Genomic DNA, 21436 nt, shown 5'->3' on the forward strand with positions numbered 1-21436 from the left:
ATCTAATGACTCCTACCTTTGCCGGAAGAAAAGTACCAGATGGTAAGCAACGATCCACGATTCCCTATTAAAACACAAATTTTCACATTTTTAATTCTCTTCAGTGCATTTTCAACAGCACATTCACAGGAAAAAAAAGCAGTTATTTCATTTGAAGTAAAGAATACTCAGGCAGAACCCATCAAAGGTTCTGAAATAAAAATTTTATCTACTGATCATACCTATTCAATATCTACTAATGATAAAGGCCTTGCAACAGCATCCATCAATCCTGGTCAATACACCATTGAGATCAAAAAAAACGGCATTATTGAATATATTGGTAAAATAATCATTACAAAACCTGAAATTTTTACCTTTTCGCTGGCTGACAAAATCAATTCCATTGAAGAAGTGATTATTACAGCTAAGGAAAGTAAAGGCTTCACCTCTTCTTCTGTTATCAGTCAGAAAGCCATGCAGCATTTACAGCCATCAAGCTTTACAGACCTTCTGGAGCTGCTTCCCGGAGGAAGATCCGGAGATCCTGTACTTAATCAGATGAATAAGATCAGCCTTCGTGAAACAGGTAATCCAGGTAATGATTACAATACTTCAGCAATGGGAACTGCATTTTTAGTAGATGGAGCTCCCTTAAATTCCAGTGCTAATCTTCAGTACACCTATGATTTTTTAGATAAATCCAATAATGGATTAAAAAGACGGCTTAACCTTACAAGCGGGGTCGATATGCGAAGTATCTCAACCGATCAGATTGAAAAAGTGGAGATTTTGCGCGGAATTCCTTCTGTCATCTACGGAAATCTTACCTCCGGAATTGTTAAAATCACCAATAAATCCGGATATACCCCATGGAAATCCAGGTTTAAAGCCGATGGTTACAGCAAACTTTTTGCAGTCAGTAAAGGATTTGAAGATAAAGAACGAAATTTAAAAATCAATGCAGGAATTGACTATCTGAATGCAAAATCTGACCCAAGAGACAGACTTGAGAACTATAAAAGAATTACAGCCAATTTTGCTCTGGTTAAGGAAAAACAACAAAATCATGGTACATTCAGATGGCAGACCCATCTCAGCTATACAGGTTCATTGGACGGTTCTAAGACTGATCCTGACGTGGATTTATCTCAACTCAACTCTTACGAAGTCAACAATCATCTTTTGAGCCTTTCCAATGTGTTCAATTATACCAAAAATAAACCTTCATTTTATCGATCTACAGAGATTCAGGCAACAATTAATCAAAGGTTTGACAAAATAAAACAGACCAAGTTTATCCAGCTGGAGAACGCAATGGCTTTTCCTCTTTCCCGAACTGAGGGCGAATATGACGGATATTATCCTCAAGCCCAATATATTTCGGATTATACTGTAGATGGTAAACCACTTGATATTTTTGTGAAAATGGTTAATAATTTCCAATGGGATTTTAAAACCATAAAAAATGAAATCAATGCAGGATTCGACTGGCAACTAAGTAAAAACTGGGGTCAGGGACAATTATTTGATATTTATAAACCGATAGATCCTAAAGCCACCTTCAGACCTCGCCCCTATCGTGATGTTCCGGCCTATTCTACTGCTGCCTTGTTTTTGGAAACCATCAGTACAAAAAATCTTGGCCAGCATCAACTTGCACTGTCATTAGGGTTAAGAGGAAACTCAATGTTGAATCTGCCCACTCAATTTACAATGAACGGAAAGGTCTACCTGGATCCCAGAATCAACTTGCAATGGAGTCTTCCTGAATTCAAACTGATGAATAAAAAAACTCAGATAGCATTGACATTGGGCTATGGTAAGCAGAGCTTATTCCCGGATCTTAATCTTCTATATCCGGAACTGATTTATAAAGATATCCAGCAGCTCAATTATTTCCATTCTGATCCGAACTATAGAAGAGTGAATTATAAAACTCTGATTTATAACCCTCAAAATCCGGAAATAGAACCTGCTATCAATGAAAAGTTTGAGGCAAGGATAGATTTCGGTATTGGACTTCATCAGCTGTCAGTGACTGTTTTTAAAGAAAAAATGCACAATGCATTCCGAACGATGAATGAATATGCAGGCTATCAATATAAAAAATATGACACCTCTGCTCTTAACCATGAGACAATAACGTCCCCACCGGATGTTATCACACTCCCTTATCAGCTTATAACGGAGAACTTCATGTATTCTTCTCAGCGAAATGGAAGTAAAATAGATAAGGAAGGTGTAGAGTTTCAATATTCTTCCAATAGAATTCCTGTCATTAATACAAGATTTACTTTGAGCGGAGCATGGTTTCGTACTCAATATGGCAACAGCCTGCCTGTTTACAGAAGACCGGATATATTGATTAACGGCAGACCCTATCCTTATCTCGGATTGTATAATGGAATGGAGCCCAATTCTGTAAATGAAATCCTAAATACCAATCTGATGATGGATACCTACATCCCCAAATTAGATCTGATCTTCTCTACTTCCTTCCAGTTTTCCTGGTTTTCGATGAGAAAATTAGATCCTATGAACGGAACTCCAAGTCATTATGTAGATCAAAACGGCACTCTATTACCGTACAATCCTGATACAGCGAGAGGAACCATTCTTGAAAGGCTGATGATGATTCAGAATGAAGACCGGTACAATGCCAACAGAAGGCCATTGGAAGCCAATGTTAACCTTAAAGTAACCAAAAGCTTTAGACACAAAACAGTTATTGTTTCCATGTTTGCCAATAGGCTTTTCAGCTATTATGCTCCTTACAGTGTAAATGGGATTACTATCAGCAGAAAAGGAGCGCACGATCCTTACTTCGGAATGGAAATCAATTTCAATTTATAACAATTTCAAACCCATAATTATGTTAAAACAATTATTTAGAACACTATTACTCTTGTGTGCTGTATTAAGTCTTGCAGCATGTTCGTCAGACTCTGACGCACCGGAAACACAGGCACAAACTACTTTAAACCTTGAACTGAAAGTCGTTCCGGAAGATATTCAGGTGAAAGAATACAAACATCTTACCGTTAATTTTAAAGAACTGAACACTGGCTTTACAGTTATTCAGGAACTTAAAAACACCAATTCTCTGAAAATAATTCTTCCTACAGGAACTTATAACATTACTGTAGAAGGAAGCATTGTTTATAATGATAACTCAGTGCTTACAGAGGGCAAAGTTGGTGGTGTTCAGACCGGAATGGTCATCAATGGTACTGAACAAAATAAAACCATCAATATATCACTTAAAGCCGGAAGCAGTGATCTGATTCTTGAAGAGGTTTTCTTTACAGGGACCAAAACACCACAGGGTGCCATGTATTTTGGTGACCAATACTTTAAAATTACCAACAATACAGATCAAACATTATATGCCGACGGAATGCTGCTCATACAGTCTGCTTTTATGACTAACGAAAAGCAAGATTATAGCCCCAATATCATAGGATCAACATTTTCAGCCGGAGCAATCATCAGAATTCCTGGTAATGGAATGACTTATCCGGTACAGCCAGGCTCATCTATTATCATTGCAGAAGATGCTATTAACCACAAAGAATTTAACCCATCTTCTACCAATCTTTCTCAGGCTAATTTCCAGATTTTCAAAGAAGATTCTGATGATATTGATAATCCTGCCGTTCCTAAAATGCTGAATGTATTTGAAAAAATGGTTATTCACACCCAAGGATATTATGCTTATGCATTAGCACGTATGCCACAGGGAATGACGAACGAAGCCCTAATCAGCCAAAATACATACACTTATACTTACAACCTTACTTTTGGAGGAGAGGTGTATCCCATGGACGGAACTGCTGTTAAGATTCCAAATACATGGATTACAGATGCTGTTAACCTAAGTGTACAGGATTCTTTCCAATGGTTAGTGGCTTCCCCTTCTTTAGATATGGGATGGACTTCTGTAACTTCTTTCGACGGGGATTCTAATCGTTTTGGAAAAGCAGTCCGCAGAAAAGTGATTGGAAAAACAGCAGAGGGTAAGAATATCTTAAAAGACACTAACAATTCTACTGCGGATTTTGAACATGGTGTAAAACCTTCATTATTCAACTAAAATGAAACATTTTCAGTCCATACTTATCCTGCCCGTTCTTTTCCTTAGCTCCGAAATGTATGCCCAGGACAATGATACTATCATGAAGAAAATTCATGAAGAGTATAGCTATGAAAGGATACTCAAAAATAACATCAACACCAACCCGGCCAATAGGTTAGGTTCAAGGAAATATCATATTACTGTTTTTAATATATTCACTCAAAACAATGATACTCCTAATGAAATACAGCAAAAGGGTAAAGGAAAAAATCTTTGGGGTGCAGAAACCCGTACCCATCAAATATTGGATCCAAAAACTGTGGTTTGGGGCGATGCTTCTTACTCACAGGGAAAAAACAAGCAGGTAGTATGGAATGAAAATGCTGATTATGATATCATCTATCCTTATGTAGCAGCCGACAGCGTAGGTGGTGACATGAAGTTTGAAAATTACAAATTTTCAGGAGGATATTCAAAGCAAATCAATTCATTTACTGTTGGAATTACAGGAAGCTACAAAGCAAGTTTAAGCTATCGCGACATTGATCCAAGGCCTAAGAATACCTCTGCTACCTTTTCATTGGCTCTTGGGGCAAACAAAATAATGTTTGGGAAGTTTAAAATCGGGGCTTATATAGAAGCTGAAAAGTATACCCAAAAGCACTATCTAAGTTTTGTAAGTAATCAAGGGTTCCCCATGATTTACAATATGAACGGCCTGGGAAACTATAATGAACTACTTTCAGGGAAGCTTCGCGAGGCATATTATGAAGGCTGGACTTATGGTGGTGGATTACAAATCTTCGAAGCAGAAAACAGATCATGGTATCTGACTGCCGGCATCAAAAAATTCAATCTTGATAAACTCCTGACCGAATATGCAGATCTTAATGCTTCCAACATTGATGAACAGCAATTTAATTTCTCATTAGGAAAGTTTTTTGAAACAGGCAGAATTTCCTGGGGAATTTCTGCTGCCGGAAATCATACTCAAAGAAAAGGTACAGAGAATCTATTTCTCAATGATAATTCAAGGAATTATATACAGATTGGCTCTGCAGAAAAGTACAATCATAAAGTAACAAATCTAGTTTTGAAAGGTCTTTTAGAAATGGAACATCGAAATGCAAAATCATCATTCGTTCCCTTCTTTGGACTGATTCAGGAAAAGGAAAAGTACAACAATCCTATTTCCACCATTGATTTAAGTAAACTTATATACGGAGCAGATTACCAATGGCTAAAAACATTCACAGACCAACTAGCTCTTTCTGTTTCTATGGGAATTTCTGTAACAGATTTCTATAAAAAGATTCAATCTTCAATACTCCCGGGAAGCCTGTCATTCAGCAGATGATACAAGAAAACTACAACTATCAGTCTTCAGACTTCTGGCAAGCTAGGCTCGATATTAATTTTCATTTCAATGTTCCGGTTATTAAGAATGCTTATGTGGGAGGTAAAATGATATACAGTAATTTCAAAAACGATAACAACATGCTTTTTGCAGCTACTATAGGAGGCATTTTTTAAGTAAAAAAACATGAAATTTTCAGATATTAAATTAATACTGCTGATAAGCGTAATTGCTCTATTTTGCATGCAGCATACTTTACGAACCTACACTACAGATTACGGAGAGGTAGCAGCACAATACAAAAAGCCTATAGAATTTTGGCCTAAACCTTCGATAGATGCAGATGTAGATTGGAAAGAGTTTAAAGCCATAGAATGGGATTCCAATTATTATGAGACTCAGGAATTTCCTGAGGTAATGCTAGGAAAAAAGCTATTTTTTGATCCAAAATTATCTTCATCAAGCCAGGTTTCCTGCAGCAGCTGTCACAATCCTGAGTTGGGTTGGAGTGACGGACAGGAAGTTGCTCTTGGTAATGACCATTTATTGGGAAAAAGGAATACACAATCTCTTTATAACATTGCGGACAGAACTTCTTATTTCTGGGACGGAAGAGCTAAAACACTGGAAGAGCAGCTTGTTGGGCCAATCTCTGCTCACAATGAAATGAATATGAAGCCCGAAAAACTGGCCGGAAAACTTTCAAAGTATAAAGAATACAGACAGCTTTTCAAGGAAGTGTATCACACAGATAAAATTACATTTGATCAAATCGCCAATTCGTTAGCTACCTTTCAGCGTACCATCAGAAGCCAGCCCAGCAAATTGGATAAATTCATCAAAGGAGATCACAAAGCAATGAGTGATAAGGAAATATATGGCATGCATCTGTTTCGTACCAAGGCAAGATGTATGAACTGTCATTACGGTCAATATCTGACTGACGAATCATTTCACAACATAGGACTCACCTACTATCAGCGTGAATATGAAGACCTCGGACTTTATCATATAACTAAAAACCCTAATGATGTAGGCAAATTTAAAACACCTTCTTTAAGAGATCTAAACTACACCGCCCCTTGGATGCACAACGGTTTAATGGATGACCTTCATGGAGTTGTTAATTTGTACAATAGCGGAATGCAGATGATTAATCCAAGCCCGGAAGAAAAGAAAGCAGATCCCAACTTCCCGGTAACCGATCCAAGGATGAAACCATTACAGCTCAATAACCAGGAAATAGATGCTATTGTAGCTTTTCTGAAGAGTATGTCCGGGAGCTATTATAAAATGCCGCGTCCTGAAATTCCAAGACAGTGAATTGAGCTGGAAGCTGGAAGAGGGAGGCTGGAAGTTACTGTTTCTCCAATAACCTTTGGAAATCATTTTAATCTATTAGTAGCCTATAACTTGATACTGATAAAATCGAGATACAGCTATATCCTTAACCTCAAGAACTTCCCTCTTCCTGCTTCCTTACTCTACTAAACCTTGCTTGATACTGATAAAATTGAGATACAGCTATATTCTTAACCTCAAGAACTTCCCTCTTCCTGCTTCCTTACTCTACTAAAACTTGCTTGATACTGATAAAATCGAGATACAGCTATATTCTTAACCTCAAGAACTTCCCTCTTCCTGCTTCCTTACTCTACTAAACCTTGCTTGATACTGATAAAATTGAGATACAGCTATATTCTTAACCTCAAGAACTTCCAGCTTCCAGCTTCCTTACTCTACTAAACCTTGCTTGATACTGATAAAATTGAGGTACAGCTATATCCTTAACCTCAAGAACTTCCCTCTTCCAGCCTCCATCTTCTTTCCTCTCTAAAACTTAAATCCAATACTGAAATAGATCCTTGAAAAATCAAGCTGGTTATTTCTGGAAATATTAAGGTTAATAGGGCCTATAAGAGATTCATATCCTAGGTTGACCCCGTACCCAAACATCTCAAAACTATCATTGAAAGGAGACAGTTTTTCACTCACTTTTCCATAGCTGAATGAAGGTGTCACATACAATCTCTTCATAATTCTATACTGAAATGATACTCCAGCTTTAGCTACAGAATTCATTGGCAGTTCTTTCTGACGAAGTCCGTTAAACTCAGGATTTAGCATATCATAATTATACTCACTTCCCCCCAAATTATATTTTTGATTCAGAAAAAAATAAGGTACAGTATCTTCTCTGTAGGCACCAAAGCTTGTTCCCAGGAACAGATTAACCTTGGCTGCCAGTCTTCTTGTAATAGGATAAGCAAAATTTTCGTTCAGGGTAAAAGACATCAGATTCTTAGGAACAAAATAACCTGGCTCTTGAGGATTTAAAATTGGATATAACTGAGGCTGTACCACTTGCAGATCATATAAATTATATTGATCTCCAAAATACAGCCTTGTACTTACCTGAAGGTGATTGCCACGGGTAGAAAAGTATCTTTTATTCAGATTGTTCTGCTCAAACTTTAAAAATGCATTAAAATTACTATGATTGTAGAGTTTTTTACTAAAATTATCAGTCTTCGCCTGGTCTATCTTATCTAGCAAAGTGTACATTCTTTCAGCACTGAACTCTGTTCCCAAAGAAATAAAGGCATTAGGATTAATATTATAATTTAAAGCTACTTTCCCTGTAATATTTCTGTATATGTGGTTAGGGAATTTTGTAGTATAATCATCATCATACCCCAATGTTCTGAAAGTTAAATCATTACTTTTAAGGTGAACCATTTTCGCTTCAAGATCAATCCACCAATGATCCCCGCTTCCAAGGAAACGCTGATAGGCTAATCTTGCCTTAAAACGCTCTGAAATATCAATGGTAGCCAGAAACCTTGATCTGTTAGCCAGGATATTCCTGTAAGTATAATTAACAATAATCCCAACAGATTGTTCTGTATCATAGTGAAGCGCCAATTTAAAAGCACCTTTTTTAGCCTTTTTCACAAAAATATTCATCACAAGACCATCTCCTTCATTGGTGTAGGTATAATACACTTTTTCGTACTGGCGCATTCCGAACACCCTGTCTATGGCCTCATTAACAGTTTTTACATCATAATATCTTCCTTCTGCCAGCCCTAATTCTTTTTTAATCACTGCAATTTCTACATCATCAGTAAGCGGAGTCCCATTTTCTTCGTTGAAAGTAAATTTTGTAGTAGGCAGTTTTACTTCTTCAATTTTCTCGTGCTCATACTTGATTCCCAATTTTTTCTGAGCCTCTGCCAAAGCTATAAATTCAGGAAGATGCTTTCTCGCTTCTATTTCCCCTATTTTAATGATCTTTCTGAACTTTGCGAAGTCTTTTGTAGTAATATCCCCCAAAGGGTCTACAAAGTCTACCAGAATGTTGGATAAGGCTTTCTGATGTTTAAAATCTTCTACAGAACGGATGGCATGCGTCTGGTAGATCATTTTCATAGGATTTTCAATCTCTTTTTTGGTAAAAAGCCTAAAACCTGTATAGCCGCCAATAACGAAATCTGCTCCCATCTGGCGAACTTCATTGGCCGGATAATTCCGGTCTAATCCACCATCTACCAAAAGCTTTCCATCAATATAAACTGGTGCGAAAGCAGCAGGAATAGCCAAAGTAGAACGAATGGCCAATGGAAGAGACCCTTTTTTCTGCATAATTAATCCTCCGTTTTCAATATCTGAAGAAGTAAGCTCTACCGGAATCCTCAGTTTACTGAAATCATTAATATGTTTTGCATTAAAGGTCAATGTATTCAAAACTTCCCCCATATACTGCCCTTCAATGTAAGAGCTGGGAAGTGTCGGAACTCCTTTTACTACAGGAAATTCCAGAATATATTTATCATATTCATCTTTTTCACTAATGTTTACTTTGCTGTAGGGAATTTTATTGCTCAGAATCCTATTCCAATCTACTTTATAGATAGTTTTCTTCAGTTCATCAGCATTATATCCCATTGCATACAAACCGCCCAAAATACCCCCCATACTTGTTCCTGTGATATAATCTACCTTAATTCCAAGAGAATCAATCATTTTCAGAATACCGATGTGGGCAAATCCTTTTGCTCCACCTCCGCTAAGGGCCAAACCAAACTTTGTATCCTTCGTTACATTTTGTAATCTGATATTCAGAGAATCGTTAATCTGTTGGGATTTAAGGAAAAGAGAAAGAATGATGGTTCCCAAAACCAGGAGTTTTTTCATGAGACAACCCGTTTTTATGTGTATAAAAATTTACGGTAAATATACAATTATACCCTATACACAGACAAGAAAATCTCCTATTTCCCTATTGAATAGGAATTTAAGAAAAATTATTATCATCAAAAATATTTCCTCAAAATTTTTTTTTGCAAAAAAATAGTGTTTCTGTAATAATTTAACATCCTTATTTACAATATACAATTATATATAATTATCTATTCCAGAGGTAAAGTTATTTACGAAGCATAAAAAGATTCTGCTAAAACCTTTGATTAAAAGCAAAATAATTTTAGTAAGATTTTACCGTTTCCACAAAGCTGATATCCGGATTCAGAATTTCCAGAATAAGGCTTTTAACAGCCCTCATCGCATCATCAATATCCCCTTTGTCAAATACCAATGGAACCATTCCTTTTTTTGCTTCTGCAAAACTCCAGATCCCCGTTTCAATCGGATATCCCCAGAACTCAGGAAGATGCTGTACCACATAATGATAAATACAAAGCTGAAGCGCCTGCTTTCTCTCACTGTTATGAAAATATTGTTCTACATTATCTTCATCAATTTTTACATGCAGGTTTTTAATTTTGGCAGTTTTATAATCAATGATTCTTAAAGTTCCGTTTAGTTTATCTATTCTGTCAATGAATCCTAAAAACGAAATTTTATCATTTCCATCAAGATAAAACTCTATATTTTCAAACTTCCTTTCGATGTCAATAATCTCTAATGTATTACCTTGTTTAATGAGTTCAAGATCATGATTCAGAACGTTTTCAATCACCTTTTTTGCGATCGCTTTGTGGATGTAGTTCATCCCCTTTTCATAGAATTCCGGCTGATGTTTAAGCTTTTCAATAGCAATATTAATATAGTGATCTATCGCTTTAATTGACTTCTCTAAATCACTTTCTTTTAAAACTTTACCTTTTAAAATTTCATAAACTTCTTGAAGTGAATAGTGAACAAGGTTTCCATAATTTTTTATGGATAATTCTTCTTCAATCTCGTCCGATTCCGAAGTGTTCAGGATCTTGGATAAATAGAAATCAATAGGATTATAAAGGTAGCTTGTAAGGTGAGAAGCAGAAACTCTTTCCTTCCATTTCTGAAGCCTTTCCATTACAGTTACAGTCTTGGAAATCTCAATAGGCTTTGTAATAATAGGCTCTGAAGAATTCTCAATAATCAGATGTTCTATCTCATGAGAACTTTCCATTTCGATCTGGGTAATGAAACGGCTTTTTTCTCCCGTATTCACACCAGAGCTTAAAGCATTATACAGTAAATGAACATTTTGGGCATCCTGAATCAGTCTGTAAAAGTGATATGCATAGATGCTGTCATTTTCCAAAAATGTATGAAGATCAAAGAACCTTCTGATATCAAAAGGAATATAGGTATTCTGTGAATTCCCCAAAGGAAGTTTTCCTTCATTTACAGAAAGCAGAATTACGTTTTCAAAATTCAAAAGACGTGTTTCAAGCAATCCCATAATCTGCAGCCCTCTTAATGGCTCTCCTTGGAAATCGATACTTTCAGAATTGATATGCTGGTTGATAAGGATCTCCAGCGTTTCCATTTTAATCTCAATATTGTAAGGGGTCAACTGGTTTTTAATAATCCTAAAGGCATTCTCGAAGTGAGAAACATTTTCGTATTGAATATCATCTATTTCCAGCCATTTCACCTGGTGGCAAAACGAAATCAAAATATCCAGATAATCGTTGGTACTTACCGCTTTTTGCAGAAGACCAAAATAAGATAACCCACCCAGAAGTTCATTCAAAAGCTTTTTAGAAATATAGACAATATTCCTCTCCTCTATTTTCGATTTAAAATCATTGATGATCAACTCATCTTTGGCTGATTTCGGAAGTTCTTCAAGAATCGGGAATACATCTCTGTAGTAATAAGAGGTTTTATTTTTCTCGAGTTGCTTCTGTAAATAGAATAGTCTTTTTACAGCATTGGAGAAAGAAAGGTTCTTCAATGGGAAACCCATCGTAATATTCAGGTTGTCTACCCCATGCATCACATCCAGACTCGCAGGAAGAAGGTTTTCGTCCAGCAAAACTACGGCAGTATTCGAGTAAGTTTTATTATTGATTTCTTTAAAGATCTCCGGCAGCACCTTCGTTTGTGTTACATTCCCGGAAACCTCATACACCTTGATCTTTTTAGGTTGATTAAAGTCATCTTCAATCCACTGAAAAGTCCTGTTATCATCAAATTCCTTCCATGTTTTATGATTTCTGAGGAATTTTCCGGCCTCTTGTCTTTCGTCATTAAAGTAATATCGGTCTGCCTGAAAAAAGCACTGCGCTTTATTCCATTTCAGAAGATTTCTTACCAGCTTCTCTTCAACAGGCGTAAAGGCATTAAATCCGCAGAATACGAATTGTTCTGAGGTATTCTTTGCAAAATCAGAAATACTCGCTTTAGCAGCCTCGTGAATCATTCCTGAGGTCGCCCAGTTCTTTTCCTGTAGTCTGCTTTTTAATTCAGGAAGAAAAACATTCATATTCTGCCAGAAGTTAAGGAACTTTTTTCTGGGTACATCATCATCTTCACCAAGACCCTGAGCCCATTCTTTAATCCTTTCCTCATCAAACATGTACTGCAGTACTGCCTGATCACTGTCTGAAAACTTAAGAATATCATCCCAATCCTTCTGCAACGTTGGAAACCATTTCAAAAAGTCGGAAAAACTATCCCTAGGAATCAGGTTCAGGCTTCGGTATACATCAAATGAAAAAAGCCAGAGTGGAATTCCCTGGATTACCTGTTTATCAGCAATTGTATTAATCAGCTCCTCAATGGTAAAAAAGTTAGGCAAAAATCCCGAATAGTTGTTTTCCTCCAGAATCTGTCTGATAAATACAATCGGACGTTTTCCCGGCAGGATAATGTTAAACGCAGATAAATCTGTGTTCTGTGCTAACAATTCGTGAATGATCTTATTGAGGAATTTCAAGGGGTCTGATAGCTTTTAAGATTTTCTAACTCTTGAGAGATGGCAGCATTGTATTCTGCCTGTTTTATTTCATCCATCCCATGACGGGTATCCCTGTCATAAGCCATCTGAAAGTTTTTATATTCGTTGTATACTTTATTATAAACAGATTTAAATAACCTATCATAATCACCGGAATTTCTGATCTTTTCAGTAATATTTTTCCTAAATTTCCTTACAAAAAGTTCTGCAATATCAAAATGCTTCTGCTCATGAAGTAAAATGTAACTATTGATCTTTTTGACGTCCTTCCAGGATTTGTCTTCGTTGAATATTGTCTTTACTTCAATTTTCACAGGTGACTTAGGGTTGGAGGATTTCACTACAGAGTACTCCCACCCACAATTGGTATACGCCGCCACATCCGGATTATTTCTTCTGTTGACAGGGCTCTTAAAGTTATCCCACACCAGCTTTTGTTCTTCGCTCCAGATTATTTTCTGTCCAAACACAATATTGGCAGCCAACAAACAGAGTACAAAAGTCAATTTCATTATTTTACTACAATCGTTTTTGTAATCCAGTTATTTCCTCCATTCCAGAATGTAAAGATATATTTCCCTGCTCTCTGAGGATTAAAATTAATCTGGTTGACAGCTGAATAACTCTTCTGAGTACAAGGCCCGTTGGTAATATATTTATAGGCAGTAACTGATCTGTCAAAATTACCATTATGAATATAATCATACCCATAAAAACCCTGACATTGAGATGAGTAGGTAGAATAAGTTTTTATACGTTGTATCGAAAAAACATCCATCGTATCATGGGTAATTTGTACACTATCTATTTTCACCTTATCAATAGATTCAATCGTCTGATAATCATCATCATTACACGAAACTAATACCAAGCCCAACAATAATGCTGAAAATCCAATATTTAGAAACTTTTTCATAATATTTACTTTTACGATTATCAATACATATTTAGCAAAAATTATTCCCTATTCCAAGAAAATCAGGAATTAAAATTGCCTTTTGATACATAAACAACTTTTTTAGTATCAAAAAACTCTTCATCAAAATAGTGTTTCAGATTAAAAATTTCACATTTAAGTCCGGCAAGTTCTTCAGCAAGATCTCCGCCTTTTAAATATAAAATCCCGTTATGTTTAGGGTTAAATTGTTCTTTTTCAAATTTCCCTTTCAGCCATCTTAAAAATTCCGGCATCTGGGTTACCGCTCTGCTGACTACAAAATGAAATTTTTCTTTTAATTTCTCCGCTCTTCCGTGAATAGCAGTTACATTTTTCAGTCCTACTCCTTCTGCCACCGCGTTCACTACACTAATTTTCTTCCCAATGGAATCTATCAGGGTAAATTCTGCTTCAGGAAAAAGGATTGCCAATGGAATCCCCGGAAAACCACCTCCGGTACCAATATCCAGCACCTTTGTTCCGGGCGCAAATTCCATCACTTTGGCAACTCCTAACGAGTGAAGAATATGTTTTTCATACAACGACTCCATATCTTTTCTGGAAATCACGTTGATCTTTTCATTCCATTCATTGTACAGAGCTTCCAGCTTTGCAAACTGTTCTAACTGTGTTTCGGTAAGATCCGGAAAATATTTTAATAGTAACGATGTAGACATGTGAATTATTATAATCTGCAAAAATAAGTTTTTATTGGCTTTATTCAAATTTTAAAGAAGAGTATATTAAAAAAACAGCCTTAATTTTGGATATCGTGTCCCTTGTAAACCTGATAAAAATCTTTAAACCAGACCTCTTTTTATTACTCCTGCAAGGTCTTTTTTATTATATATTTGTTAAAATTCAAAAAATACATGGACAAACTTTCAGATAGAGTAAAAAGATTAGGATACTCACAGACTTTTGTAATGTCTAATAAAGCAAGGGAAATGAAAGCGAACGGAATTGATGTGATCAGCTTAACCCTTGGTGAACCGGATTTTGATGTTCCGGATAATATCAAACAGGCAGCATTCGATGCCATTAATCAGAATTACAGCCACTACTCTCCTGTTCCGGGATTCCTGGAATTGCGTGAGGCTATTGCTTATAAATTAAAAAGAGACAACAATCTGGAGTACAAACCAACACAGATCTGCGTTTCCAATGGTGCAAAACAAGCTATTTTAAATGTTTTGGCAGCGATTATCAATGATGGTGACGAGGTTTTACTTCCTGCTCCTTATTGGGTAAGCTACGATGAAATGGTGAAAATGATGGGTGGAAACTCGGTTATGCTTTCCACTTCTTATGTTACCGATTTCAAAGTAACAGCAGAACAACTTGAAGAAGCGATTACAGACAAAACAAAAGCAATCCTTTTCAGCTCACCATGTAACCCTTCAGGAGGATATTACACTTATGATGAATTGAAATCTATCGCTAAAGTGGTTGCCAAATATCCTCATGTGACCATTATTTCAGATGAAATCTATGAATTCATCAATTATGAAACAAAAACCACATCTATTGCCCAGTTTCCTGAGGTTTATGAGCAGACAGCCGTAATCAACGGAATGTCAAAAGCTTTTGCCATGACCGGATGGAGAATCGGATATTCTGCATGCCCGGAATGGCTGGCTAAAGCTTGTGAAAAAGTACAGGGACAAATGACAAGCGGCGCTAATACGGTAGCTCAAAGAGCTTCTATTGTTGCTTTAAAAACTGATCCATCAGAATACAGATATATGATTGATGCCTTCAAAAAAAGAAGAGATCTTGTATATGAACTTATCAAGGAAATTCCAGGATTCAAAGTATTGCTTCCAAAAGCTGCTTTCTATTTCTTCCCGGATATCTCCCATTACATCGGAAAAACTTTGAACGGAACAAAAATCAATAACTCTGATGACTTCGCCATGTTCTTATTGGAAAACGCTCACGTAGGATGTGTTGGCGGATTCTCCTTTGGAAGCCCGGAATGCATTAGATTCTCTTATGCAGCTTCTGAAGAAGAATTAAGAGAAGCTATGAAGCGAATCAAAGATTTGTTACAGCAATTCAACTAAGAATTAACAAACAAAACACAACCACAACAATGAATTTGTTTAAAAAATTAACCATCGTTACAAGTATAGCCGCAGCAAGTTTTGCAGGCAATGCTTTCGGGCAGGAGTACCAGTGGAAAGAAGCCACTTCCAATGGATACAAATACAAATTTGTCACCAACGATCCTACTGCAGCAAGATATTACACTTTAAAAAACGGATTAACAGTTATTTTAAGCCCAACGAGCAAAGAGCCAAGAATTCAGACGTATATTGCCACTAAAGCAGGAAGCAAAACTGACCCTGCAGATCATACAGGTCTTGCTCACTATCTGGAGCATATGCTTTTCAAAGGAACCAGCCAGTTCGGATCAAAAGACTGGACAAAGGAAAAACCTCTTTTAGATCAGATTGATGCTCTTTATGAGAAATACAATCAGACAAAGGACGAAGCAAAAAGAAAAGAGATTTACAAAGAAATTGACAGAGTTTCCGGAGAAGCTGCCAAATATGCGATTGCTAACGAATACGACAAAATGATGGCTGGCATGGGGGCTGACGGATCAAACGCCTTCACGTCTTTTGAACAAACAGTATACACAGAAGATATTCCTTCTAATGTTGTGGATAAATTTCTGGCGCTACAATCGGAAAGGTTCAGAGATCCTATTCTAAGATTGTTCCACACGGAGCTTGAAGCTGTATATGAAGAGAAAAACAGAACGCTTGATGATGATGGAGACAAGGTATACGATATGATGTTTGCCAACCTTTTTCCTAATAATAATTATGGAAAACAAACCACTATCGGAACCATCGAACACCTGAAAAATCCTTCTCTACATGCCATCAGAGAATACTTCAACAATTACTATGTTCCTAATAACATGGGAATCATCATGTCAGGAGATTTCAATACGGATGAAATGATTGCCAAGATCGACAAAGCTTTCTCTTATATGAAATCTAAACCGATCCCGGAATATATTGTAGGACAGGAAAAAGCCATCACCTCTCCAGTCATAAAAGAAGTGGTAGGCCCAGATTCTGAAAGCGTAATGCTTGGTTTCAGATTCCCGGGTGCTTCAACAAAAGATGCCAGGTTATTAAATTTCGTAGGAAGCATGCTTACCAATGGACAGGCAGGATTAATTGACCTTGACCTGGTAAAAAAACAAAAACTACTAGGTGCTTTTGCTTATCCTTATGCACTAAAAGATTACTCAGTATTGCTTTTACAGGGAAAACCCACCGAAGGACAATCTTTGGATGAAGTAAAGACCCTTCTTCTTCAGGAAATTGATAAATTAAGAAAAGGAGAATTCTCGGATGATCTTATTCAGTCTATCGTAAACAATGAAAAGAAGAACACCATTCAAAAAGATGAAAAATACGCTTCAAGAGCAAGCATCTTAATGGATGAGTTTACTTCTGACGTGGATCACAAAGCCAACCTGGAGTATATAGAGGAAATCTCTAAGCTTACCAAAAAAGATATCATGGATTTTGTTTCCAAATATCTTCAAAATAACAATTATGTAGCCGTTTATAAGAAAAAAGGAGAAGATAAAAACATTGTAAAGGTTGACAAACCTACCATCACTCCTGTTTCAGTGAACAGAGAAGACCAATCTGCTTTCCTTAAAAAGATTGACGAAATGCCTGAAAAAGCAATCGCTCCGGTATGGCTAAACTATGACAAAGATATTGCTAAAAATAAACTGGGTGATGTAGAAGTGCTTTCTGTGAAAAATACAGACAACGCATTATTCAGAATGTATTATCATTTTGATTCCGGAAAGTGGAACAACAAAATGCTTCCTTTAGCGGCTGAATATCTCCAATACCTAGGAACAAACAGCAAGTCATCAGAAACCATCAGCAGAGAATTCTACAAACTGGCGTCAAGCTTTAAAGTAAGCGCAGGCAATGAAGAAACTTATGTTTCCCTGGAAGGTCTGAACGAAAACCTTGATAAAACCATTTCTTTATTTGAAGATCTGATTAAGAACTGTAAAGCAGACCAAACTGCATTAGATGCTTACAAAACCAGACTTAAGAAAGCCAGAGCTAATGCTAAGCAGAATAAAGCAACCATCATGGCCGGACTGAGAAGCTATGCACAATACGGTGCACAGAATCCATTCAACAATGTTTTAAGTGATGCTGAACTTGATGCTTTAAAAGCGGAAGATCTTGTGAATATCCTTCATGACTTATTCAACTTCAAACATAAAGTGTTGTATTATGGTCCAAAAACAGGAACTGAAGCTGTTGCCTCTTTAAAACCTGTTCACAAACTACCTGCAACCCTCAAGGAGCTTCCAAAGACTAAAACCTTTGAGCAAATTCCAACAGACAAGAATAAAGTACTATTCGCTCATTATGACATGGTGCAGGCTGAGATTTTCTGGGCAAGAAATTCTGAGCAATACAATCCTTCCATCACTCCTACTGTAAGTTTATTCAACAACTACTTCGGAGGCGGAATGGGATCTATTGTTTTCCAGACTATCAGAGAATCTAAAGCGTTGGCTTATTCTACGTATTCTTATTTTTCTCTTCCAAGCAAGAAGACAGATAGAAACTCTATTATGGCTTATGTAGGAACTCAGGCAGACAAATTCAATGAAGCTTCTTCTGCAATGAATGAATTATTGACTACTCTACCTAAGTCTGAACAATTATTTGAAACCGCAAAAAGTGGATTGAAAAAAACTATCGCCTCTGAAAGAATTTCTCAGGATGGTATCATTTTCTCTTATTTAAAATCCCAAAGACTTGGAAATGAATCTGATATCAGAAAGATTGTCTATGAACAGGCTCCCAAACTGTCTTTTGCAGACATCAACACTTTCCATGATAATGAAATGAAAAACAAGAACTACACGTATTGTATTGTGGCATCACAAGACAAAGTAAATGAAACTGATATGCAGAAATTAGGCGAGATTAAAAAACTCAATCTAACCGAAATATTTGGATACTAACATAACTAAAAGCCCTGGTTTCAGGGCTTTTTTATTTAACAACACATCAAAAACAATTATAGATTTTATTTATCAAAAACTATTTGTTCGATAGATAAAACTTTCTATATTTGCATCAGAAATTTAAATATAAAAACAAGAAAATTATGTCTTTAGTAGGAAAAAAATTCCCGAATTTAACAATCGACGCAATGTCTGAAATGGGTGACGATTTAAGAATCAACATCCTTGAAGAAGCTACTAACAACCAACAAAAAGTTCTTTTGTTCTGGTACCCTAAAGATTTCACTTTCGTATGTCCTACAGAGCTTCACGCTTTCCAGGAGGCTTTAGGTGAATTCGAAAAAAGAAACACTAAAGTAATCGGTGCTTCTTGTGATACAAACGAAGTACACTTCGCTTGGTTAAACACACCAAAAGATAACGGAGGCATTGAAGGAGTAACTTATCCACTTTTAGCTGATACTCACAGACAATTAGCAAACACTTTAGGAATTGTAGATCAGGATTTCGAATACAATGAAGAAGGAGAAGAAATCTTCACAGGTTCTAACGTAACTTACAGAGCAACTTACCTTATCGACGAAACTGGAAAAATCTTCCACGAAGCGGTAAACGATATGCCTCTAGGAAGAAACGTAAAAGAATTCTTAAGATTAATTGACGCTTACACTCACGTTCAAAAACACGGTGAAGTATGTCCTGCAAACTGGGAAGAAGGTAAAGATGCTATGAAAGCAGACAGAACTTCTACAGCAGAATATTTAGCGAAGAACTAATATAATGTGTTAATTTGAAAATGAGATAATTTGAAAATTCATCTCAGGATAGTTAGAAATTATCTCATTTTCTTCTTTACAAAGCATTCGCACATTTTCAAATTAATAAATTTTCAAATCACTATCATGTACACAGAATTAACAGAAGATACATTACAGAATATAGTAAACGACAACGAAAAAGTAGTTGTTCAATATGGCGCAACATGGTGCGGAAACTGCAGAATCATGAAGCCGAAATTCAAAAAATTAGCATCTGAGAATGACTCTATTCCTTTCTTATATGTAGATGCTGAAAAGCTTCCTGAAAGCAGAAAATTAGCAAAAGTAGATAATTTACCTACATTCGCTATCTTTAAAAATGGTGAATTGGTAAATCAGGTTCAATCTAACCAGGCAGAAAGTTTAATTAACCTTTTTAACGAATTAGCATAATGAAATTACCAGTAATCAGACAATTCTATCAGAATCAGACTCCTGAGAACCTAGAAAAAACATTAGAAGTACTTGAAAGCTTCTGCGAATTCAGAGGAACAAGTGAAGAGGATTTAAATGTTGCAGGAGAGCTTATTACCAACATTTGCGGAGCTTTAGAAGTTCATGCTAACGTACAAAACGGAATGAGCGAAAAAGATGCCTTAAACTCTTTTGCACAAAAGGTTTTAGGATCTATTGATAAGTAGTTTTTATCATTTAATATTCTATAAAAACACGAAAGAAAAAATCTGAGGTTTTCCTCAACACTATACTTCCCTATTCTTTACCCTATACTCTACTTTTATCTGAAATAAAACTTTAGGGACCATCAACAGTTCTACTGAAGCTATATTCAGCACAGAATAATTAAAGAATATCCAATAAAATCCCGGTGAAATGTGTCATCAGGATTTTTTGGGTTCACCGTTTATATTAAACACAAATTCCACGAATGATCTTGCACGAACAACACAAATACCAGTTGCAGCAATAGTATCATTTGTTAAAACATTTGTATTATTTATGTTTAATCGCAAAGTTTTATATTACAAACCTTATTATTTCAAGCAAGCAAAGCATGGAATCAATTTCATTGATTCTTTCTAAGCATACGCATAGCCATATTACTTCATCAGCGACTCTGTCGCTTCCCTTTACTCACTTACAACTCAACAAACGAATCATTTTCCCTTTGCGTTTAAATCTTTACAATAGCAATTATCATATTGCAATAGCGCCATTCGTGAAAGCATTTCTAGCATTTGCTGTTAAAAAAAATCTGCTCAATCCGCATAATCTGCGGGCAAAACAAAACCAATCCACATCCCAGAAATAAAAAATCCTGATGAAAAATCACCAGGACTATTATTATAAAGTTAAATATATTTCAAATTAACTTCTTCTGCTCATCAGAATATTCAGGATATACCAGAATAGAAGCATAATAGATGCAAAAAGCTGCAATGCCGCCCCCACATACTGATTCGTAGCATAAGAATCTTTTAGTTTACTTGTCTGATATAAAATCGTTGCAGAAGCAAGAATCACCATTCCTACAGAGAACCATAATCCAAGGTTAAATCCAAAGGCCATTCCGCCAATGATTAATCCAATAGAGATAAACCCTCCAATAATAATGATATTTCTTAAAAAAGAAAAATCTCTTTTAGAAGTAAAAGCAACTGCAGAAATTCCTGCAAACATCGCAACCGTTAAAGTAGCTGCCTGGAAGATGATATTAGCACCACCAGCAACATTAGTAGCGATATAAAGCAATGGCAAGAAGATAACCGCTTCCAGTACAATATAAAACCCTAACCCAAGATACTGAGTAGATTGACTTTGTGAAAGCGACCATTTAGACGCTAAAATAGAAGCCAGCCAGAAAACCCCAATGATCAATAGCCAGGTAAACTTTCCCTGAAACATCATCGCAATAAGCTCAACTGGTACAGTCTTCAACAAAATAGTTTCAACTCCAATAAATGCAAGAATCGATAATGCAACATGCAAATACGTCTTCTTGTAAAAATTCGCTTTCTCCACATCGGAAGAATGAGCGACTAAAACATCTGTCATCATAGTTAATATTTTTTTTGA

Annotated in this window: 16 protein-coding genes; 10 read left to right on the forward strand and 6 right to left on the reverse strand. The window is 36.2% G+C overall.

Annotation, left to right across the window (positions count from 1 at the left end; genetic code table 11):
* Positions 1 to 39: 39 nt before the first annotated feature.
* The 5 genes from H5J24_RS11720 to H5J24_RS11740 all read left to right on the forward strand — a co-directional run bounded on the left by H5J24_RS11720 (position 40) and on the right by H5J24_RS11740 (position 6737).
* Positions 40 to 2835 carry a TonB-dependent receptor plug domain-containing protein gene (locus H5J24_RS11720; protein WP_068943037.1) on the forward strand — a complete coding sequence of 932 codons (2796 nt, stop codon included), beginning with the start codon at positions 40 to 42 and terminating at the stop codon, positions 2833 to 2835.
* 19 nt (positions 2836 to 2854) lie between these two features.
* Entirely contained in the window at positions 2855 to 4075 is a 1221-nt protein-coding gene (locus tag H5J24_RS11725) for a DUF4876 domain-containing protein (protein ID WP_068943036.1), read from the forward strand.
* Between the two features lies 1 nt (position 4076).
* The gene (locus H5J24_RS11730) at positions 4077 to 5414 is read left to right on the forward strand and encodes a DUF6850 family outer membrane beta-barrel protein (RefSeq protein WP_232816320.1); all 1338 of its coding nucleotides are present in this window, start codon (positions 4077 to 4079) and stop codon (positions 5412 to 5414) included.
* Positions 5411 to 5590: a hypothetical protein gene (locus H5J24_RS11735; protein WP_232816321.1), complete on the forward strand. Its 180-nt coding sequence runs from the start codon at positions 5411 to 5413 to the stop codon at positions 5588 to 5590. The genes H5J24_RS11730 and H5J24_RS11735 overlap by 4 nt, the downstream gene beginning before the upstream one ends.
* Positions 5591 to 5657: 67 nt before the next feature.
* A complete protein-coding gene (locus tag H5J24_RS11740) occupies positions 5658 to 6737 on the forward strand; it encodes a cytochrome-c peroxidase (RefSeq protein ID WP_390881155.1) in 1080 nt (359 codons plus the stop codon).
* A gap of 510 nt (positions 6738 to 7247) precedes the next feature.
* Here the strand turns inward: H5J24_RS11740 and H5J24_RS11745 are convergent.
* The 5 genes from H5J24_RS11745 to rsmG form a co-directional block, all read right to left on the reverse strand.
* Positions 7248 to 9611 (reverse strand): patatin-like phospholipase family protein, encoded by a 2364-nt coding sequence (locus tag H5J24_RS11745; protein WP_068943033.1) that lies wholly within the window; start codon positions 9609 to 9611, stop codon positions 7248 to 7250.
* A 289-nt stretch (positions 9612 to 9900) separates the two neighbouring features.
* On the reverse strand, positions 9901 to 12588 hold the full coding sequence (locus tag H5J24_RS11750) for a PD-(D/E)XK nuclease family protein (protein WP_068943032.1): 2688 nt from the start codon (positions 12586 to 12588) through the stop codon (positions 9901 to 9903).
* Positions 12585 to 13121 carry a DUF922 domain-containing protein gene (locus H5J24_RS11755; RefSeq protein WP_068943031.1) on the reverse strand — a complete coding sequence of 179 codons (537 nt, stop codon included), beginning with the start codon at positions 13119 to 13121 and terminating at the stop codon, positions 12585 to 12587. The genes H5J24_RS11750 and H5J24_RS11755 overlap by 4 nt, the downstream gene beginning before the upstream one ends.
* Entirely contained in the window at positions 13121 to 13525 is a 405-nt protein-coding gene (locus H5J24_RS11760) for a hypothetical protein (RefSeq protein ID WP_068943030.1), read from the reverse strand. The genes H5J24_RS11755 and H5J24_RS11760 overlap by 1 nt, the downstream gene beginning before the upstream one ends.
* A gap of 62 nt (positions 13526 to 13587) precedes the next feature.
* Positions 13588 to 14223, reverse strand: coding sequence for a 16S rRNA (guanine(527)-N(7))-methyltransferase RsmG (gene rsmG / locus H5J24_RS11765; RefSeq protein WP_068943029.1), 636 nt, complete (start codon positions 14221 to 14223; stop codon positions 13588 to 13590).
* 195 nt (positions 14224 to 14418) lie between these two features.
* Here rsmG and H5J24_RS11770 point away from each other — a divergent pair, with 195 nt between their 5' ends.
* The 5 genes from H5J24_RS11770 to H5J24_RS11790 all read left to right on the forward strand — a co-directional run bounded on the left by H5J24_RS11770 (position 14419) and on the right by H5J24_RS11790 (position 20043).
* The gene (locus tag H5J24_RS11770; RefSeq protein ID WP_068943028.1) at positions 14419 to 15612 is read left to right on the forward strand and encodes a pyridoxal phosphate-dependent aminotransferase; all 1194 of its coding nucleotides are present in this window, start codon (positions 14419 to 14421) and stop codon (positions 15610 to 15612) included.
* Positions 15613 to 15641: 29 nt separating this feature from the next.
* Positions 15642 to 18581, forward strand: a complete 2940-nt coding sequence (locus H5J24_RS11775; RefSeq protein ID WP_068943027.1) for a M16 family metallopeptidase — start codon at positions 15642 to 15644, stop codon at positions 18579 to 18581.
* Between the two features lie 146 nt (positions 18582 to 18727).
* Positions 18728 to 19360, forward strand: a complete 633-nt coding sequence (locus tag H5J24_RS11780) for a peroxiredoxin (protein WP_066692332.1) — start codon at positions 18728 to 18730, stop codon at positions 19358 to 19360.
* Between the two features lie 126 nt (positions 19361 to 19486).
* On the forward strand, positions 19487 to 19795 hold the full coding sequence (locus H5J24_RS11785) for a thioredoxin family protein (protein WP_034698499.1): 309 nt from the start codon (positions 19487 to 19489) through the stop codon (positions 19793 to 19795).
* Complete coding sequence (locus H5J24_RS11790) at positions 19795 to 20043, forward strand: DUF6952 family protein (protein ID WP_002980002.1); 249 nt, start codon at positions 19795 to 19797, stop codon at positions 20041 to 20043. Before H5J24_RS11785 ends, H5J24_RS11790 begins: the two co-directional genes overlap by 1 nt.
* Positions 20044 to 20728: 685 nt before the next feature.
* Here H5J24_RS11790 and H5J24_RS11795 read toward each other — a convergent pair.
* On the reverse strand, positions 20729 to 21418 hold the full coding sequence (locus H5J24_RS11795) for a Bax inhibitor-1/YccA family protein (protein WP_068943026.1): 690 nt from the start codon (positions 21416 to 21418) through the stop codon (positions 20729 to 20731).
* Positions 21419 to 21436 lie beyond the last annotated feature (18 nt).

Origin of the sequence: Chryseobacterium capnotolerans (genome assembly GCF_021278965.1) — a bacterium.
Taxonomy (GTDB): Bacteria; Bacteroidota; Bacteroidia; order Flavobacteriales; family Weeksellaceae; genus Chryseobacterium; species Chryseobacterium capnotolerans.

What these genes read in the sequence shown, in the direction of transcription:
- H5J24_RS11780 (WP_066692332.1), top strand. Translation starts at nt 18,728, where the DNA reads ATGTCTTTAGTAGGAAAAAAATTCCCGAATTTAACAATCGACGCAATG.
- H5J24_RS11760 (WP_068943030.1), bottom strand. Translation starts at nt 13,525, where the DNA reads ATGAAAAAGTTTCTAAATATTGGATTTTCAGCATTATTGTTGGGCTTG.
- H5J24_RS11720 (WP_068943037.1), top strand. Translation starts at nt 40, where the DNA reads ATGGTAAGCAACGATCCACGATTCCCTATTAAAACACAAATTTTCACA.
- H5J24_RS11795 (WP_068943026.1), bottom strand. Translation starts at nt 21,418, where the DNA reads ATGATGACAGATGTTTTAGTCGCTCATTCTTCCGATGTGGAGAAAGCG.
- H5J24_RS11730 (WP_232816320.1), top strand. Translation starts at nt 4,077, where the DNA reads ATGAAACATTTTCAGTCCATACTTATCCTGCCCGTTCTTTTCCTTAGC.
- H5J24_RS11725 (WP_068943036.1), top strand. Translation starts at nt 2,855, where the DNA reads ATGTTAAAACAATTATTTAGAACACTATTACTCTTGTGTGCTGTATTA.
- H5J24_RS11775 (WP_068943027.1), top strand. Translation starts at nt 15,642, where the DNA reads ATGAATTTGTTTAAAAAATTAACCATCGTTACAAGTATAGCCGCAGCA.
- H5J24_RS11785 (WP_034698499.1), top strand. Translation starts at nt 19,487, where the DNA reads ATGTACACAGAATTAACAGAAGATACATTACAGAATATAGTAAACGAC.
- H5J24_RS11770 (WP_068943028.1), top strand. Translation starts at nt 14,419, where the DNA reads ATGGACAAACTTTCAGATAGAGTAAAAAGATTAGGATACTCACAGACT.
- H5J24_RS11735 (WP_232816321.1), top strand. Translation starts at nt 5,411, where the DNA reads ATGATACAAGAAAACTACAACTATCAGTCTTCAGACTTCTGGCAAGCT.
- H5J24_RS11740 (WP_390881155.1), top strand. Translation starts at nt 5,658, where the DNA reads ATGCAGCATACTTTACGAACCTACACTACAGATTACGGAGAGGTAGCA.
- H5J24_RS11755 (WP_068943031.1), bottom strand. Translation starts at nt 13,121, where the DNA reads ATGAAATTGACTTTTGTACTCTGTTTGTTGGCTGCCAATATTGTGTTT.
- rsmG (WP_068943029.1), bottom strand. Translation starts at nt 14,223, where the DNA reads ATGTCTACATCGTTACTATTAAAATATTTTCCGGATCTTACCGAAACA.
- H5J24_RS11790 (WP_002980002.1), top strand. Translation starts at nt 19,795, where the DNA reads ATGAAATTACCAGTAATCAGACAATTCTATCAGAATCAGACTCCTGAG.
- H5J24_RS11745 (WP_068943033.1), bottom strand. Translation starts at nt 9,611, where the DNA reads ATGAAAAAACTCCTGGTTTTGGGAACCATCATTCTTTCTCTTTTCCTT.